Annotated in this window: 14 protein-coding genes and 2 tRNA genes; 11 read left to right on the forward strand and 5 right to left on the reverse strand. The window is 66.0% G+C overall.

Annotated elements, in window-relative coordinates:
- The first annotated feature begins 6 nt into the window (after positions 1-6).
- The 4 genes from F791_RS0111285 to mnmD all read left to right on the forward strand — a co-directional run bounded on the left by F791_RS0111285 (position 7) and on the right by mnmD (position 5,318).
- Positions 7-984: an ABC transporter ATP-binding protein gene (locus F791_RS0111285; RefSeq protein WP_018173913.1), complete on the forward strand. Its 978-nt coding sequence runs from the start codon at positions 7-9 to the stop codon at positions 982-984.
- Complete coding sequence (locus tag F791_RS0111290; protein ID WP_018139694.1) at positions 981-1,763, forward strand: ABC transporter permease; 783 nt, start codon at positions 981-983, stop codon at positions 1,761-1,763. Before F791_RS0111285 ends, F791_RS0111290 begins: the two co-directional genes overlap by 4 nt.
- A 111-nt stretch (positions 1,764-1,874) precedes the next feature.
- A complete protein-coding gene (locus tag F791_RS0111295; RefSeq protein WP_369771636.1) occupies positions 1,875-3,398 on the forward strand; it encodes a peptidoglycan DD-metalloendopeptidase family protein in 1,524 nt (507 codons plus the stop codon).
- 60 nt (positions 3,399-3,458) lie between these two features.
- Positions 3,459-5,318 (forward strand): tRNA (5-methylaminomethyl-2-thiouridine)(34)-methyltransferase MnmD, encoded by a 1,860-nt coding sequence (gene mnmD / locus F791_RS0111300; protein WP_026333034.1) that lies wholly within the window; start codon positions 3,459-3,461, stop codon positions 5,316-5,318.
- A gap of 26 nt (positions 5,319-5,344) precedes the next feature.
- On the opposite strand, the gene F791_RS0111305 is transcribed toward mnmD, so the two are convergent.
- From F791_RS0111305 to F791_RS0111320, 4 genes are all read right to left on the reverse strand, one after another.
- Positions 5,345-7,621, reverse strand: coding sequence for a diguanylate cyclase (locus F791_RS0111305; RefSeq protein WP_019592630.1), 2,277 nt, complete (start codon positions 7,619-7,621; stop codon positions 5,345-5,347).
- Between the two features lie 149 nt (positions 7,622-7,770).
- Positions 7,771-7,857, reverse strand: a tRNA-Leu gene (locus F791_RS0111310).
- 43 nt (positions 7,858-7,900) lie between these two features.
- Entirely contained in the window at positions 7,901-9,874 is a 1,974-nt protein-coding gene (locus tag F791_RS0111315) for a M48 family metallopeptidase (RefSeq protein ID WP_018139690.1), read from the reverse strand.
- A gap of 9 nt (positions 9,875-9,883) precedes the next feature.
- Positions 9,884-10,468, reverse strand: a complete 585-nt coding sequence (locus F791_RS0111320; RefSeq protein ID WP_018139689.1) for a LemA family protein — start codon at positions 10,466-10,468, stop codon at positions 9,884-9,886.
- Positions 10,469-10,607: 139 nt separating this feature from the next.
- Between F791_RS0111320 and F791_RS0111325 the strand changes: the two genes are divergently transcribed.
- From F791_RS0111325 to F791_RS0111345, 5 genes are all read left to right on the forward strand, one after another.
- Entirely contained in the window at positions 10,608-11,432 is an 825-nt protein-coding gene (locus F791_RS0111325; protein ID WP_018139688.1) for a motility protein A, read from the forward strand.
- A 2-nt stretch (positions 11,433-11,434) separates the two neighbouring features.
- Complete coding sequence (locus F791_RS0111330) at positions 11,435-12,253, forward strand: OmpA family protein (RefSeq protein WP_018139687.1); 819 nt, start codon at positions 11,435-11,437, stop codon at positions 12,251-12,253.
- 119 nt (positions 12,254-12,372) lie between these two features.
- Positions 12,373-13,278 (forward strand): HPP family protein, encoded by a 906-nt coding sequence (locus F791_RS0111335; RefSeq protein ID WP_018139686.1) that lies wholly within the window; start codon positions 12,373-12,375, stop codon positions 13,276-13,278.
- Positions 13,279-13,353: 75 nt separating this feature from the next.
- Positions 13,354-13,430 (forward strand) — tRNA-Arg (locus tag F791_RS0111340).
- A 62-nt stretch (positions 13,431-13,492) separates the two neighbouring features.
- Positions 13,493-13,819, forward strand: a complete 327-nt coding sequence (locus tag F791_RS0111345) for a hypothetical protein (RefSeq protein WP_018139685.1) — start codon at positions 13,493-13,495, stop codon at positions 13,817-13,819.
- Here F791_RS0111345 and F791_RS0111350 read toward each other — a convergent pair.
- A complete protein-coding gene (locus F791_RS0111350) occupies positions 13,727-14,494 on the reverse strand; it encodes an arylesterase (protein WP_018995301.1) in 768 nt (255 codons plus the stop codon). The genes F791_RS0111345 and F791_RS0111350 overlap by 93 nt on opposite strands.
- On the opposite strand from F791_RS0111350, the gene F791_RS0111355 reads away from it, so the two are divergent.
- Positions 14,493-15,203: an ABC transporter ATP-binding protein gene (locus tag F791_RS0111355; protein WP_018139683.1), complete on the forward strand. Its 711-nt coding sequence runs from the start codon at positions 14,493-14,495 to the stop codon at positions 15,201-15,203. The genes F791_RS0111350 and F791_RS0111355 overlap by 2 nt on opposite strands.
- Positions 15,200-17,722 carry an ABC transporter permease gene (locus F791_RS0111360; protein ID WP_018139682.1) on the forward strand — a complete coding sequence of 841 codons (2,523 nt, stop codon included), beginning with the start codon at positions 15,200-15,202 and terminating at the stop codon, positions 17,720-17,722. Before F791_RS0111355 ends, F791_RS0111360 begins: the two co-directional genes overlap by 4 nt.

Genomic DNA, 17,722 nt, shown 5'->3' on the forward strand with positions numbered 1-17,722 from the left:
GTGAGCATGACACCAGCGCTGGAAATTCGCGGCCTGCGCAAGACCTACAAGAACGGATTCGAGGCCCTCAAGGGCATCGACCTGGAGGTGGCGCCCGGGAGTTTCTTCGCCCTGCTCGGGCCCAATGGGGCGGGCAAGTCGACCACCATCGGCATCATCACCTCGCTGATCAACAAGACGGCCGGTGAGGTGCGCGTGTTCGGACACGACCTCGACCGCGATCAACAGTCCGTGAAGCGCTCGATCGGCCTGGTCCCGCAGGAGTTCAACTTCAACAACTTCGAGCCGATCGGCGAGATCGTGGTGAACCAGGCGGGCTACTACGGCATCCCGCGCCACGAGGCCTGGCGCCGCACCGAGCACTACCTGCGCGAGCTGGGGCTGTGGGAGAAGCGCAAGGACATGGCACGCACCCTGTCCGGCGGGATGAAACGGCGCCTGATGATCGCCCGCGCCCTGGTGCACGAACCGAAACTGCTGATCCTGGACGAACCCACGGCCGGAGTGGACATCGAGCTGCGTCGCTCGATGTGGGATTTTCTCCGTCGCATCAATACCGATGGCCGCAGCATCATCCTGACCACGCACTATCTGGAAGAGGCGGAGTCCCTCTGCCGCAACATCGCGATCATCGATGACGGCCAGATCGTCGAAAACACCACGATGAAGCAGCTCCTCGCGAAGCTCGAGACCGAGACCATGGTTCTGGACCTGAGCGAGCCGGTCCGGCAGCTGCCCCACGACTCCGAGATCCCGTTGCGGCAAATCGACGAACTGACCCTGGAGGCCGACATCAAGCGCGGGCAGCACCTGAACGACCTCTTCCGTGTCCTGGACCATGCCGGGCTGCGGGTTCAGAGCATGCGCAACAAGTCGAACCGGCTGGAAGAGCTGTTTCTGCGCATGACCCGCAGCGACGCCGCCCCCAGCCACCTGACGCAGGGGGCCACGGGCACCGCCGAACAGCCGGAGAACCCGCAATGAGCGAGCGCCACCTGCATGACTACTGGGTCGCCTTTCGCACCATTGTGACCAAGGAGGTGCTGCGCTTCGCGCGTATCTGGGTGCAGACCATCCTGCCGCCGGTGATTACCACCGCCCTGTACTTCATCATCTTCGGGGGGCTGATCGGCGAACGCATCGGAGACATGGACGGCTTTCGCTACATGGACTTCATCGTCCCCGGGCTGATCATGCTCGCGGTAATCACCAACAGCTACTCGAACGTCGTCTCGTCCTTTTTTGGCTCCAAGTTCCAGCGCCACATCGAGGAGATGCTGGTCTCGCCGATCCCCAACAGCGTGATCATCCTGGGCTTTGTATTCGGGGGTGTCGCCCGCGGGCTCAGCGTCGGCGTGGCGGTGCTGCTGGTCTCGTTGTTCTTCAGCCCTCTGAGTATCCACAACGCAGGCGTGATGCTGATCGTGGTCCTGCTCACCTCGATCCTGTTCGCACTGGCCGGGCTGATCAACGGCGTGTTCGCGCGCACCTTTGACGACATCGCGATCGTGCCCACCTTCGTGCTCACGCCCCTGACCTATCTCGGCGGGGTGTTCTATTCCGTCAGCCTGCTCCCGGAGTTCTGGCAGGGCGTATCGATGCTCAACCCGATCCTCTACATGGTGGACGGCTTCCGCTACGGCAGCCTCGGGTCCAGCGACTTCCCGATCATGGTCTCGTTTGCCGTAATTGTGGCCTTCATCGCGGCCCTGTACACGGCGGCCCTGATACTGTTGAACAAGGGCATCGGGATCCGGTCCTGATGCATCACGAGAACGCCACCCTGCCTGCGACCCCGCGCAACGTGGGCAAGAGGGGGTTTATTACCGGAAAAAACGTGGTATAAAGCGGAAACTTTTCCGGGCAGAGGCCATATGGGCGTCAAACGAAAGATCCCACCCGTCTTTCTTCTCGGCGCAGCCGGGGTCGCTGTTGCAATCAGCGCCAGTCTTCTTCTCGCTTCTCAGCCCGCAGAAACCTCGCAACCGCTCGATATCGCGGCGTTGCAAGCCGGGGCCAACGGCAAGATGTCGCCGATGGTCCCCACCGTTTCCCCCGATAGCCAGAACGGCCAGGCCGAGCAACTCTCCCAGCCGCATGGACCGGGAGCGGCCGGATCTGCCGGTTCGCACTTCGACGCCGAAGCCACCAAGGTCTCCTACGCAACCGACCTGATTAATGATTCCGGGTTCGACGACGAGACCGACTACCCCACTTCATACGAAACCTTCGACCTCGACGAAGGCGAGGACCGCGTGGCCGAAGAGGACCGCTCGGACTGGAACAACCACAAGCTCGAGAGCGGCGAGCGCCTGACCAGCCTGTGGCAACGCGACTGGGACCTGCCGCTGGCAACCCTCTACCGACTCCTGGACGATGACGAGAACGCATCGATCCTCAACCGCATACGGCCGGGGCAGGAGATCGAGTGGCAGGTGGACGAAGACGGCTACCTGACCCACCTGCGTCTCTGGACCGACCGCGCAAGCGGCTACGAATGGGTCCGCGAGGAAGATGGCTGGGATTTCCAGCGCGGTGAGGTCGAGAACGGGCGCGAAGTCAGCCACATGGTGATCAGTGCCGAGATTGAGGGCAATGTGTCCGCCGCGCTAGCACAACGCACCGACCTCTCGCCCCGCGCGGCCGGCGCCATCGCCGTGCTGCTGGACCGCTACCTCCCGGTCCGCACACACGCCCGTACCGGCGACGAGTTCACTCTGCTGCTGGAGATGGAAACCCTGGTCGGTGACGACACCCCGCACAATCTCCGCCTGCTTGCCTTCGACTACGAGGGACAGCGCATCACGGTACGCGCGGCCCGCAACTCCAATGGCCGCTTCTACACGCCGGACGGCGAAAGCCTTTTGCCACCATTTGATCGTCGTCCGTTCTCGGGCAATTACCGCATCAGTTCCGGTTTTGATCCGCGTCGGCGGCATCCGGTCACGGGCCGTGTGGCACCGCATTCCGGGACGGATTTCGCCATGCCGATCGGCACCCCGGTGAACGCGCCAGCTGACGGCCGCGTCACCCGTGTGGAGAACCATCCCTACGCAGGCCGCTTTATCGTGATCGAGCACGGGCAGGGCTACTCTACCCGGTACCTCCACCTGCACCGGCAACTGGTCAGCGTCGGAGACACCGTGGAACGCGGGGACCGTATCGCGCTGTCCGGCAACACCGGCCGCTCGACCGGGCCACACCTGCACTACGAGGTCCACGTGAACAACCAGCCGCGCGACCCGATGCGTGTGGAGCTCCCCGAAAGCGAGTCGCTCGCGGGCGAGGAACTGGAGAAGTTCAAGAGTTTGAGCCAGACCCTCCTGGCGCAACTCGACAACGGCGTGCGCAACACGCAGGTCGCGTTCACACCCTACGACGAGTTGCTGAGCCAGTAACGCATTGCTTTTGCCAAAGGTCGGCGCCCCACCCATTTACAGGTGGGGCGCGCTTCGATTGTGACCCCCGCACATTCTCCCGCTATTCCATGTGAACCACTGGCGCAGGCGCGCCTCGTCTGGCGCGACGGGCGACCGTACGCACCCGAATACCAGGACGCCTATTTCGGCTCGGACGACCCCGGGGCCGAGGCCTTCGAGGTCTTCATCAAGGCCAACGACCTCCCGCGTCGATTTGCCGCCGGCGGAACGGTCGCCATCGGGGAAACTGGTTTTGGTACAGGCCTCAACGTCCTGCTGACGCTGCAACAGTGGCGGCAACACGCGCCGCCCGGGGCCTTCCTGTCGATACTGAGTCTGGAAGCCCATCCATTGTCACTCGACGATCTGCGGGAGGTCCATCGGCACCTGGACCTGGACGACGCCGATAGCCGGGCCCTCCGTGCGCAGTACCCCCCACCGATCAGTGGCCTGCACCGGATTGTGTTTCCCGGAGCCCGCGCAATCCTGACGCTCGGCCTGGGCGATGCCGCTCCCCTGCTGGCGCAGATCCGCGGCGGTATCGATGCCTGGTTCCTGGACGGTTTCGCGCCACGCTCGAACCCGGGCCTGTGGAACACGGCGGTCTTTCGCCAGATCGCGCGCCTTTCGCGCCCCGGCGCCACCTTTGGCACCTATACCGCCGCCGGACAGGTACGCCGGGATCTGGAGGCAGTGGGATTTGAAGTCCAACGTGCCCCGGGACATGGCCAGAAGCGTGAACGCCTGGAAGGCAGCTATCGCGGACCTGTACCCGACGCGCTCAAGCGGCCCCGGGTTGCGATCATCGGTGCCGGCGTTGCCGGGCTCGCCTCTGCATTCGCATTGCATAACAGAGGCTGCGAGGTCCGGCTGTTCGACCCTGCCGGCGCCGGGGGCGGCGCATCCGGAAACCCGGCCGCGGTCCTGTTGCCGAACCCCCACCCCAGGGACACGGAGTTGAATCATCTGGCCCTGGCCGGCATGCGCTCGACCCGGGGCCTGCTCGGCGAGATTACTGCGCAAACCGGCATTGACCCCGTGCTGGCGGAAGGGGTCTCCTTTCATGGTGTCAGCGCCCACGGCCGCAAACGGGTGCAGCGCCTGCTGCGCGCTGGGCGGGAGCACACCGGGGCTTTGTTCGACCTCGAGGGCGGACCGGATTCGGGTCCGGAGCCACGTCTGTACTATCCCGGGGGCTGCGGCCTCAATCTCGCCCGGCTTTGTACGGCCCTCGCGCAGTCGCTCCCGCCTGTGGAGACCCGCCGGATCACTGGCCTGCGCCTCACCGACGAGGGCCCGATACTGGAAGGCCAACCGGCCGGGTCCAGCGCCGATTCTCTCCCATGGGATCACGTAGTGGTCGCGACAGCGGCTCCCGGATTACACGCCCTGTGCCCCGAACTGGAACAGGTATCGACCGTGTCGGGGCAAATGACCCGGATCCGTGCCCCGCTCCCGGACTGGGGTGGACAGGTCACGACGGGCCAGGGGTACTGCATCCCGCTAGGCCCGGGCGAGGCCTGGATTGGCGCTACGTATCGGCGGACACAGATGCCGGATACAGTGGAAGCCGCACCCGACACCACGCCTCGCCGCGAGGACGACCAGCTCAACCTCGAGCACCTGAGCTGGGTTCCCGGTCTGGGTGACCCCGCCCAGGTCGAGACGCTGGAACGCTGGGCGGGTAACCGTGCTGTGGTACGTGATCGCTTGCCTCTGGCCGGTGCGAGTCTTCGCGACCCCGGCCGCCGCGTCTGGCTCAATGTGGCCCACGGCTCGCGCGGGCTGTTGTACGCACCCCTGGCCGCGGAATTGGTGGCCGACCGCCTGTTGGGTCTGCCAGAGCCCTTGCTGGACAGCACCGCCGGCCGCCTCGACCCGCAACGCCCGCTCGCCTAGTCGTCCCATTCGCCGGTTGTTGTGGACTACACCCTCGGCGTGGGGCGCCCATGGTTAGGGGGGGCATCACCGGCCAGGCCGACATCATTGCGCCCCTGCGCCTTCACCTGATACATGGCCCGGTCGGCTGCGACCATCAGGTCCGACAGATGCCGGCCCACATCCGGATAGAAGGCCACACCAATACTGGATGTGACCTTTAGCTCCACGAATTCGCCAGGACCGGTGTGGACCTCGAACGCGTTATCGAGATCCTGCTGCACCCGCTGGGCCAGATGAAGGCCCTCTTCACGCTCCTCCAGCGGCGCGGTCAGGACGATGAACTCGTCCCCGCCCAGACGGACGAGGACGTCGTCCGGGCGCAGATGCGATTTCAGCCTTTCCGCGACCCGGCGCAAGAGCTGATCGCCCACGACATGGCCATAGCGGTCATTCACCGGCTTGAAGTGGTCCAGATCGATGAACAGCAGCGCGAGGCGTCCCCCCTGACGCTCGGCACGCGCCACCAGCCGCGGGAACGCACGATCCAGTGCCGCCCGATTGGCCATCCCGGTCAGGGGGTCTTCCCAGGCCATGGTCTTCAGCTTGATCTCCAGCTCCCGCCGATCCGTGACATCAAGCGCGTGCCAGACGACTGCGGGGAGGCCGTTGATTGCGCGCGCCAGAGGCCGGATCCGTGCCTCGAACCAGCGCGCGCCGGTTTCATGCTCGGGAATCCCCAGGCGCTTCAACAGATCCACATCCAGGCGGTATTCGTGCATCTGCAGCGTCCCCTCATCGATCGCCCGGTTCACCATCTCGAGGAAGTTCGCCGCCACGTCCGAGGGAAACAACTGATCCAGGGTGTCGCCAAGGAGGGTCGGGGCCATCTCCTGTCGATGGCAGGCGTCACCAAACACGTGCCGAACCGTGCCCTCGGAATCGACCACAAAGGCATACCCCGGAATGGCCTCGAACATCGCATCCTGCAGGTCCCGCGCCGCCGTCAGTGCGTCGAACAACAACCGCTTTTCGTTCACATCGACGAAGGTCAACAGCCAGGCGCGACCTTGCTCCCAGTCCACCGGCACCCAACGCAGCAGGAAAAAGCGGCAGCCCCCGTGAAACACGCATATCCGTACCTCGCGTCCATGCGTCTCGGGAGGTGAATCGGTGAAATCGAGGTTGGGTGGAAGCCGGTCGAGATCATCCGGGTGCACAAGGTCCAACTGTGCCAGCTCCGTATTCACAGGCGGTTGTTGTCCCAGCATTCGAACAAACGCCGGGTTTGCCCAGAGGATACGTCGCCCGGACACCACGAGCGTCGGGTCTTCCAAGCGATTCACCAGGCCCCGGTAGCGATCAAGGTCACGTCGACGTGCCTGCATGCCCGTCCCGACGCGATAGGTGTAGCCGCCGACTGCCAGTGCGCCCACGAACCCCAATGCCCACCAGGCCATGGGACGATCCGTATCCCTGTGCGCCGGATCTACATCGGCCAGGAGTTGCCATTCGCCCCCCGGGAAACGAATCCGATGCCGGTGTGGCGCCTCCTCGGCGAGGTCATGAGGATTGTAGAAAAACGGGCCAGCCTCGCCCACACCATCCCGGCCGCGCAGGGCAAGCAACAGCGTACCCAGTTGTTCGCCGATGCCCGCACGCTCGAGCAAGGCCTCAAAATCCAGCGCTATGCTGCTGATACTCAGCTGGTCCATAGGCTCGTCAGCGGCGAGGTGAGCAGGACTGTCTGGAACGGGCTCCGTGTCGACCGGGGCGCGCACCAGGAGCCCATAACCGCCCTGAACCAGCGGCCAGGGGCCCGCTACGACCACCTCTCGTTCGTTCAGGACTCGGCGAAAGGAATCCGCCTGTTCGGGGTGAGTGGCGAGGTTGAGCCCGACCACGCCTTCGTTCCCCTCAAGGGGATAGACAAATTCGACGATCGGCCCCCGTGCCAGCGTCAGGGAAATCACGAGGTCTTCATGCCCGCGGTAAATGCGCTCGGCTACGCGCTCGAACTCGTCGGTCCCCAGGTCCGGGTGAACATAGGCGTAAGCCGCCAGCCCGATGGTCGAATGCACCAGCCCATTGATCACGCTTTCCACCTGCGTGCGCAGACTGGCGAGCTCGCTCGCCACCGCGGCACTCTGGCGATCTTCCAGCTCGATCTTCCAGGCGCGATCAATCAGCAGAAACAGCCCAAGGAATATCAGGGCGGCCACCAGGCCCAGGGCAAAGGGGCCCGCCGTGGACCCCGAATCCCGGCCCCTGTGGCGAGGCGCGTCGTGCGGGGCTTCCGTGCGCGTGTGGGTGCTGTCATCCATGCCCAGACCTGTCACTACCAGCGGTAGTACCCACTATGCGCCTAAAACACCCCCCTGTGAACGGTGAGATCGCTGCTCACCCGAGGCGCAGAAATATGCTTTTGGAAGTGACGATTAGCCGTGGCACTTCAAAGTGCAAGGAAAGATAATGGTGGGGGCGGCCGGACTCGAACCGGCACAGCCTTGCGGCCGAGGCATTTTAAGTGCCTTGCGTCTACCCGTTCCGCCACGCCCCCGGGGACTCGCATCATACCGGCTACACCAGCCGGGTGTGGAGCCTTATCCCGCTGACCCGCTCCCCTGCGAGCCATCCGCCATCTCGGCGATGGGCAACGGGATGTGCAGCGCAGCGGCCATCGCGCGCAGCAACTCGATCTCGGCTACCTGGACGCCACCGCCGCGCTGAACCGTCGCCAGCATCGCCTCTACCAGCGTCCGCTTGTCCTTGACCCGTAGGTCGTCGAGCCGCTCCAGGGCCTTGTCCAGCACGGCTGCCCAGGCATTGCCGGTGGTGGCCTGCTCGAGTTCGGGCGGGGCCTCCGACTCCAGCGGCATGATGCCGGTCAGCGCCGCCACGCCGGCATTGAACGCCGTGATGGCCGCATCGGGATCGTCGGGGTGCCCGTGGTGGGCCAGGACCGCCAGCACGTAGCGTGCCTGTCCACTGTTGTCGGCCAGCCGGCGGCGGCCACCTGAACGGGCCTGCGACGGCCGTTCGATATCCTGCAGCTGACGCCGTACAAGGCGCCCGAGCGCGTACTCGAAGGCCGACACCCGTCCATCGGCCTGAATCAGCTCATCTACAAGCCCTGACAAGACCTCGCGTTCCTGTGGGGGGTGACGGCGGAGCACGGGGAAGGCCATCTCCAGCACCGGGATGCGCAGATCGGGACTGAGCTCCGGTACTGCCTGCAGCAGGTCGCGCACGCGCTTCTCGCTGTCCTCGCCGCGCGTCTCGAGGATGCGCATCAGCTGGGCATCTCGCACCTCCGCGTCATTGGAGATCAACAGATACAGCACGGCCTCGGCGGCCCAGCGATCGGAATGCACCGAGCGTTCCAGGGCGCTGGGCACTGCGGCGACCAGGAAGCCGGCGCCGAGGATATGCGCAAGGCCGGGGTCGCCAATCGCTTCGAGCAGGGCCTCGGGGTGCAACGCCAGCCCACCCCCGGCCTTCGGCTCGGCCTGTTCGCGCGCGGCCTCGGCCTCCTGCTCCTCGCGCCGGCGCCGCGCATCGTCCTGCATGCGCTTTTGTACAGCCTCCAGCTCCGAGGGATCAAAACTCGGCTCGATCTTGCGGATACGATCTTCCAGCGGCGGATGGGTCGCAAACATCCGGCCCAGGCCCCCATTGACGAACAGCATGTGTCCGACCTCTTCGCTGTCCGCGTTGAGCCCGGAGTAGCTGGCCCCGATCTTCTTCAGCGCCCCCGCAATACCCTCCGGCTGGCGCGTGAACTGCACGGCTGAGGCATCCGCCAGGTATTCGCGCTGACGCGAAACCGATGCCCGGATCCAACGCCCGAAGAACAGACCGATGTAACCCACGATCATCAGCACCAGGCCCGCGACCACGATCCCACCGGCGTTCCGGTTGTTGCGGGAAAAGCGCATCGCCAGCAGCACACGCTGCCCGATCAGTGCCATCACCAGAATCCCGAACAGCATCCCCACCAGGCGGATGTTCATACGCATATCGCCATTGAGGATGTGCCCGAACTCGTGGGCGACCACGCCCTGCAGCTCGTCCCGGTTCAGGTGTTCCAGCGCGCCGCGCGTCACCGCGACCGCGGCATCGGACGGCGAATACCCGGCCGCGAAGGCATTGATGCCCGGCTCCTGCTCCAGCACGTAGACCTCGGGCACCGGAACCCCCGAGGCGATCGCGACCTCTTCCACCACGTTCATCAGGCGGCGGCGCAACGGATCACGGGTGTCCCCTTCAATCCGCGTGCCCCCAAGCTCGCGCGCAACCGCGCCACCGCCATCGCGCAGGCTCAGCATGCGATAGAGACTGCCCAGACCGATCAGCCCCACGGTGAACGCACTGGTCCAGCCAACCACGTCCAGGTTGTCGCGGAGAAACGCCCGGGTCAGCCAGGGTTCGCCCGGTGCGGTCGCCTGCGCCTGGCCGAACAGCACCAGCGCGATCAGGTTCATCACCACCACAATCGCCAGCACAGCCAGCATGAACAGGCCCAGCAGCACCCGCGTGCGCCGCTGGGCACGGTCCTGATGTTCAAAGAAATTCATGCCCTGTCCCTAGGAAAAGTTGACCTCGACCGGCTCGCGCTTCTGCGGGTCCTCGATCTCCAGCAATTGCGCCGGGCGGAAGGCGAAGTTGTTCGCGATCAGGGTGTTCGGGAACATCTCGCGCAGGATGTTGTACTGCATCACCGCATCGTTATAGCCCTGACGCGCGAAGGCCACCCGGTTCTCGGTGCTGGTCAGCTCTTCGGAGAGCTGCATCATGTTCTCGTTCGCCTTCAGGTCCGGATAGTTCTCGGACAGCGCGAACAAGCGTCCCAGGGCGCCGGACAGCCCCTGCTCGGCCCCGGACAGCTGGCGCACGGCCTCAGTGTTCGTGGGGTCCCCGCCCACCTGCTTCAGCCGGTCCATCGCCTGATTGCGCGCCTGGATCACTGCTTCCAGCGTGTCGCGCTCATGGCTCATGTAGCGTTCCGCGACTTTCACCAGGTTCGGGATCAGGTCGTAGCGGCGGGTCAGCTGGACGTCGATCTGGGCAAACGCGTTCTTGTAGCGGTTGCGCGCCGTCACCAGCCGGTTGTATGTCCAGACCGCCCAGACCACGAGCAGCACCACAATCGCGATCAGCACCCATTCCATGCCGGCCTCTCCCTCAGCAAACAAAGCCCCGAGTGTACGCAGGAACGACGCCGTCGGCGAACGCCCGGGACTGCGTGAACCCGGCGCGGCCGTGCTATACCCTGACCCCCATCAATCCCGGAGCCTTACGGATTCCTGAATGAATCTCTCGACCCTTCTCGGCATCATCGGCAGCCTGCTGGTTTTCGGCAGCGTGATCGCCTTTTCCTCGCAGGACCTGCATGCCTTCCTGAACCTGCCGGGGCTGGGTATCGTGCTCGGCGGTACGATCGCCGCGACCCTGATGAGCTATCCCTTTCACGAGGTGGTGCGAGTCTTCCGTGCGGGGGCGCATGCCATCCGCGAGGAGCGCTACGACATCGCCAGCGACCTGGAAGAGATCGTTCAGGTCTCGCGCTACTGGTACTCGCAGAACCTGCGCGGCGTCCAGCAGCGCCTGGAGCAGGTCCAGAATCCGTTCCTGCGCACCGGCATCCAGCTGGTGATCGATGACACCCCGATGGACGACATCCAGGACCTGCTCAACTGGCGCATGGCCCGCCTGCGCGCCCGCGAACAGGCCGATGCGCAGATGTTTCGCACCATGGCCACCTATGCCCCGGCCTTCGGCATGCTGGGGACGCTGATCGGACTGATTAACCTATTGCTGACCACCGAGACCGATGACTTCACCATCATCGCGGTCAACCTCGGGATCGCCCTGATCACCACGTTCTACGGCATCCTGCTGGCAAACCTCGTGTTCCGCCCGATCGCGATCAAGCTGGAACGGCGCACCGAGGGCCGCGTGGTGCTGATGACCATGGTGCTCGAAGGCATCATGCTGATGCGCAAGGGCCGCACCCCGGGGTACATCCGCGAGACCCTGCGTTCGTTCATGGAGAACCACCGCGACGAGATCCGCCAGACCGAGCCCAACGGCGAACCCGATCCGGATGAAGCCGAACGCCAGGAACGCACCTGAGCATGCCCAGCCCCGGATACTCCACCTCCAACCGCGCGGCCATGCAGGCCGAGATGGATGCCCAGGCGGCCACGCGACCGGAACAGGCCTTTCTCGGCTCCTATCCGGGCGAGCGCCAGCGCGACGACGAGCACGCCTGGATCCTCACCTATCTCGACGTGCTCACCCTGGTCATCGTCATATTCGTGATCATGCTGACCTTCATGGACCCGCGCGACGACCGCCCACTGGCCAGCGCGGCCCAACCGATCCAGCTCGCCCACCCCGATCACCAGGCCCTCCTCGACCCGTTGGTCGCGCCCCTAACAGGAGACCTGGGCGATCTCGAAGGCCGGCTCCATGAACTGCTGCCGGAAGTGGACGACCCCGATCCCGAGGGCACGGCCACGACCGCATCCAGGATGCGCGAGCAGGCACCTCAGGGCGTCGAGGTCGTCGAGCACCCCGGCCGCACCGAGCTGCGCATCCAGGACGAGATCCTGTTCGCCAGCGGACAGGCCGACCTGCAACCGGAAGGCCGGGCGCTACTGGCGCAGCTGGAGACCCTACTGGACGAGCACGACGGCCTGGTTACCGTCGAGGGGCACACCGACAACATCCCGATTGGGACGGAGCGCTTTCCCTCCAACTGGGAGCTCTCCTCCGCCCGCGCCAGCGGCGTGGTCCGCTACCTGCTGGACCAGGGACTCGACGCCGAGCGACTGCGCGCCGTGGGCCGCGCCGACACCCAGCCTGTGGCCAGCAACGACACCGCACGCGGCCGTTCCGAGAATCGGCGCGTCGCGCTGATCCTCGAGTCTCCAACCGCCGCGGATCCATGACGCCCAAAGGATTCCCATGCCTTCCCCGGGAATCCCGCAGCACGCAACCCACCACTTGACCACGGGCCCTGCGCCCCTAAAGCTGTGCACTTTATTCAACTTATGAGCAACGGGCAGACATGCGCACAGGACGCGGCCTCCTACTCGGCGACTTCCTCGACACCACCAATCACAAGGACAAGCTGATCGCGCTGATCGGGGCCGTGATCGGCCTGTATCTGTCACTGGAGGTCGCGGCCTCGGTCACCGAAAGCGGGATCAACGGGCTCATCCTCGCCTCCCTGGGCGCTACCGCCGTCCTGCTCTTTGCCGCACCCCGGGCCGCGCTGTCGCAGCCCTGGAATGTCCTCGGCGGGCATGCCATTGCGGCTATGGTCGGGGTCGCCGTCCGTCACCTGGTCGATCACCCGCTGGTGGCCGCCGCACTCGCGGTCGGCCTCACCGTCTACGCGATGTACTACCTGCGCTGCCTGCACCCTCCCGGGGGTGCCACGGCGCTGTATGCCGTGCTGGGCGGCGCCTCGGTCGAGGAGCTGGGGTTGCTGTTCATCCTGCACCCCGTTCTCTCCAGCGTGGCCGTCATGCTGCTGGTCGCCTTCATGATCAACTACCCGTTTCCATGGCGCCGCTACCCGGCCGCCCTGGCGCGCCTGGGCGAGCCCTCGCCCGCCGGCCCATCCGGTGCACTGGAGCGTGCCGGCCTCAGCCAGGCCGACCTGGAACACGCGATGCGCGATCTCAATCTGTATCTCGACATGACGGAGGACGACCTGGCCCGCCTGTACCTCCTGGCACGACGCCACCATGCGCACCCGGACGCGATCGATCCTGCGGATGTTCGTCCCGGACAGTGCTACAGCAACGGCGCCGCGGACCACGCCTGGAGCGTGCGCAAGGTCCTGGCGCGAGATGGCGACCTGATCACGTATCGCGTCATTAGCGGCGCAGGCGTCCCCGAGGAAGGTCGCTGCCCTGTGATGGACTTTGTCGCCTGGGCCCACCATCGCCTGGACGTTCAAGGGTGACCGTCGCCACAGCCTGGGAACCGCCACATCGCTTTGGCGCGAATCCCGACACATGCTTATACTCGCGGCGCGGCTGTCTCCGTAGCTCAGCTGGATAGAGCAGCCCCCTCCTAAGGGGCAGGTCGCAGGTTCGAATCCTGCCGGGGACACCACCTTCCATTAGTGTTTCCTTAACGAACTGGTGTCGGCGGAAAATCCACCGTAAGGTACCCCAATGGAGACGCTCACCACGGAACAGGCCGAACGACTGGTCGATCTCCTGGCACCGCTGATCGGGGTGCAGGGGGAAGTGGATGGCCGCATGGTGGAACTGGTCGAGGTCCTCGACGAGGGCCCCCGCGGCGAGCCGGGTATCGCGTTGATGGAGACCGGCCTGGACCGCCCGATTCAGACGAATCAGTACGGCGACCCACTTTCGCGGCACTCGCTGGTTCGCACCCTGCCGCTGCTATCCGAGGTCGAACGCGATATCCATCCGGTGCTGCGCCAGCTCCTCCCCGAGGACGTCCTGACCGATCTGCGCCGCGCGCTCGGAAACTGAAACCGCGTCGTCCAGACAAGCCTCTATCCCGCGCATCATGGGCTCCAGATGAGGCCACACGGCATCCAGCATGTAGGGCTGCGCCTCGGGCGTCGGGTGGATCCCGTCATCCATGATCATCCCGTCGCGAAGGGCAACCTCGTGCAGGAAGAAGGGCTCGAACACCAGCCCACGCTCCCGGGCCAGATCGGCGAAGACGGCCTCGAAGCGCTGACTGTACTGGGGGCCGTAGTTGGGCGGAATGCGAATCCCGAGCAACAGCGTCTGGGCGCCCGCCGAGTCGATCGCCTCCAGCATCGCCTCCAGGTTCTCGCGCATGGCCCGTGGCGAGAGCCCGCGCAGGCCGTCATTGCCTCCCAGGGCCAGGATCACGAGGTCAGGGCTCTCGCGTTCGAGGACCTCAGGCAGCCGTTCGCGCCCCCCGGCCGTCGTCTCGCCACTGATCGAGGCATTGGCCACACGCCAGGGATGATTGCGCTCGCTCAGACGCGCCTCCAGGAGCCCCACCCAGCTTTCGGAATCGTTCATCCCGAATGCCGCGCTCAGGGAATCACCGAACACCAGCACCTTCGCGGGTTCTTCCCCTGAATTTTCCGAGCTGATGGAATTCGCAAGGCCAAGCGGACTCCATAGCAACGCGAGCCACGCAAACATGACCAGGGAATAACGCCACATGGATGCATCCTCATCTTCGGTTCTGGAAGCCCGCGACCTGCAACAGCGGATCGCCGGCCCCAGCGGTGTACTGGATATTCTGCGCGGAGTCTCGCTCGCGGTGCACGCCGGCGAGACGGTCGCCATCCTCGGCGCCTCCGGCTCCGGCAAGTCCACATTGCTCGGACTTCTTGCAGGTCTGGACGCCCCAAGTGCCGGAGAAGTTCGCTTGCTCGGCCAAACGATCAGTGAGCTGGACGAAGATGGCCGGGCCGCCCTGCGCGCCGGGCGCGTCGGCTTCGTGTTCCAGTCTTTCCAGCTCCTCCCGGCACTGACGGCCTTTGAAAACGTGCTGCTGCCGCTGGAGCTTAACCCCGAGCACGAGGCGCGCTCGCAAACCGAGATCTCCGGCTGGGCCCGCGACGCGCTGAAGCGCGTCGGGCTCAGCGAGCGCGAAGCCCACTACCCGCACCAGCTCTCGGGAGGCGAACAGCAGCGCGTCGCCATCGCCCGCGCGATTGTGGATCGCCCGGCCGTGTTGTTTGCGGACGAGCCCACCGGCAATCTCGACGGCCAGACCGGCAGCCGCATCATCGAACTGCTGTTCAGCCTGGCCCTCCAACCGGATGACCAGGGCCAGCGCACGGCGCTGATCCTGGTGACACACGACGCCGATCTCGCGCAGCAATGCGATCGTATCCTTCATATCGAGGACGGCGTGCTGGCATGACCTGGCTTTCTAGGCGCGGCGGTCCGCGCGAATGGATTCGTGGCACCTGGCGCGAATGGCGCAGTGCCGAACTGCGTGTGCTCGCCGCAGCCCTGGTCGTCGCGGTGGCGGCGGTCGCGGCGGTCGGGTTCTTCACTGATCGGGTGGATCGCGGCATGGCGCAGCAGGCGACCCTGCTGCTGGGCGGTGACATGGCCGTGGTCGGCGACCAGCCGATCCCGGAGGACTGGCTCGCGGAGGCCGAACGTCGAGGCCTGCAGACCGCCCGCACCGCGGCCCTGCCCAGCGTGCTGTTCACCCCCGAGGACGACTCCCGCCTGTCCGCGCTGCGCGCGGTGGATCGTGACTGGCCCCTGCTGGGCGAGGCCCTCGTACGAACCGACCCGGACGCGGACCCCGAGGTACGCACCCAGGGACCGGAACCCGGTACGGCCTGGCTGGAGGGCGCCCTGCTGCAGGCGCTGGAACTGGAGGTCGGCGATACCGTCGAGGTCGGCGAACTGGAACTGCAAGTGGCCGGCGAGATCACGCGGGAGCCGGACCGCGGCAGCGCCCTGCTGGATATCGCACCCCGGCTGATGCTCGCCTATGAGGATCTCGAGGTCAGCGGTCTGATCGGACCCGGCAGCCGCGTGCGCTACGAGCTCTTCGTGACCGGCCCGGCGGCCCCGATCGAAAGCTACCGCGACTGGATCGAGGAGCGCCTGGAGCCGGGCCAGCGACTGCGCGGGCTGGACGACGCCAATCCGCAGTTGCAGGTCGCGATCGAGCGAGCCGAGCGCTTCCTGGGGCTGGCCTCTCTGATGGCGGTCCTGCTGGCCGGCGCGGCGATCGCGGTGGCCGCCCATCATTTTGCCCAGCGCCGTGCGGACGCCGCCGCGGTCATGCGCGCGCTGGGGGCCAGCGGACGCCATGTACTCAGGCTTTATTTTGGCCACGTCCTGATCATTGCGCTGCTGGCCAGTGCACTGGGCCTGGTCATTGGGTTCGCGGCGCAGTTCGTGCTCTCCGCGCTGCTCGGTGAGTGGCTGGCGGGCGACCTGCCGCCCCCGGGGTTACGCCCAGTAGCGGCGGGCCTCGGTGTGGGCCTGATTACCGCGATCGGCTTCGCCCTGCCCGCGTTGCTGCGCATCGGCCAGGTGTCCCCCCTGCGCGTACTGCGCCGTGATCTGGGGCTCCCGCCCGCCTCCGTCTGGCTGTCGGGGCTGCTGGCCCTTCTGGCCTTCGGTGCGCTGTTGTACTGGCAGGCGGCCGACCCGCGCCTGGCCGCCTGGGTCCTGCTGGGGACCGCGGGCGCCCTGGTCGTACTCGGCGCACTGGGCCTGCTGCTGGTGCTGGCCCTGCGCCCGCTGCGCAATCACGGGGGCATGGCCATGCGCTTTGGTCTGGCCAACCTCTCCCGCCGCGGCGGGCTGAGCGCCGTGCAACTGGTTGCCTTCAGCATCGGCATCCTTGCGCTATTGCTGCTGGCGATTGTGCGTGTGGACCTGCTCTCGGCCTGGGATGCCAGCATCCCCGCCGATGCACCAAACCAGTTCTTCGTCAATATCCAGCCCGGACAGGAAGAGGCGTTCGCCGACCGGATCGAGGCCTCCGGGCTCGAACGCCCGCAGATGGACCCGATGATTCGCGGACGCCTGATCGCGATCAACGACCAGCCGGTCCAGCCCGATGACTTTGACGACGACCAGACCCGGCGCCTGGTGGATCGCGAGTTCAACCTCTCCTACGCGGAGGAACCGCCGGAGCACAACCGCGTGACGGAGGGCCACTGGTTCCACCACGGGCCGACCGGCGAGGCGGCCGACGGTGCCTGGTCCGTCGAGGCCGGGCTGATGGAACGCTTTGGACTGGAGATCGGCGACAGCCTGACCTTCCGGGTGGGCGGGCAACCCGTGCGCGGGGTCATCGCCAACGTACGCGAGGTCGACTGGGACAGCTTCCGGGTCAATTTCTTTGTGATCGGCCCGCCCGCCCTGCTGGGCGAGCAGCCGCGCACCTATATCACCGCGCTGCATGTGCCGGAAGGTATGGGAGCGGAGCAGAACCGCTGGCTGCGCGAATTCCCGGCCGTCTCCGCGATCGACGTCGGCGCGATCATCGAGCAGGTCCGCGACGTGATGGACCAGGCCACCCGCGCGGTCGAGTACGTCTTTCTGTTTACCCTGGTCGCGGGCCTGACCGTGCTGTTTGCGGCGGTACAGGCCACGCGCGACGTCCGCCGCCGCGAGACCGCACTGCTGCGCACGCTGGGGGCGCGGCGGCACCACATCCGACGGGCACTGCTGGCCGAGTTCGGCAGCCTGGGTTTTCTGGCGGGTCTGCTGGCAGCCATCATCGCCACCGCGGTGGGGGCCCTGCTGGCCTGGCAGGTGTTCGAGTTCGACTACCGGATCAATCCGATGACCTTCGTCTTCGGGATCGTCGGCGGGACCCTGGGGATCGCGCTGGCCGGATGGCTGGGGACGCGCAGCGTACTGCGCCAGGCGCCACTCGGGGTCCTGCGCGGCCCCGAGTGA

It is taken from the genome of Thioalkalivibrio sp. ALRh (assembly GCF_000381425.1).
Classification (GTDB): Bacteria; Pseudomonadota; Gammaproteobacteria; order Ectothiorhodospirales; family Ectothiorhodospiraceae; genus Thioalkalivibrio.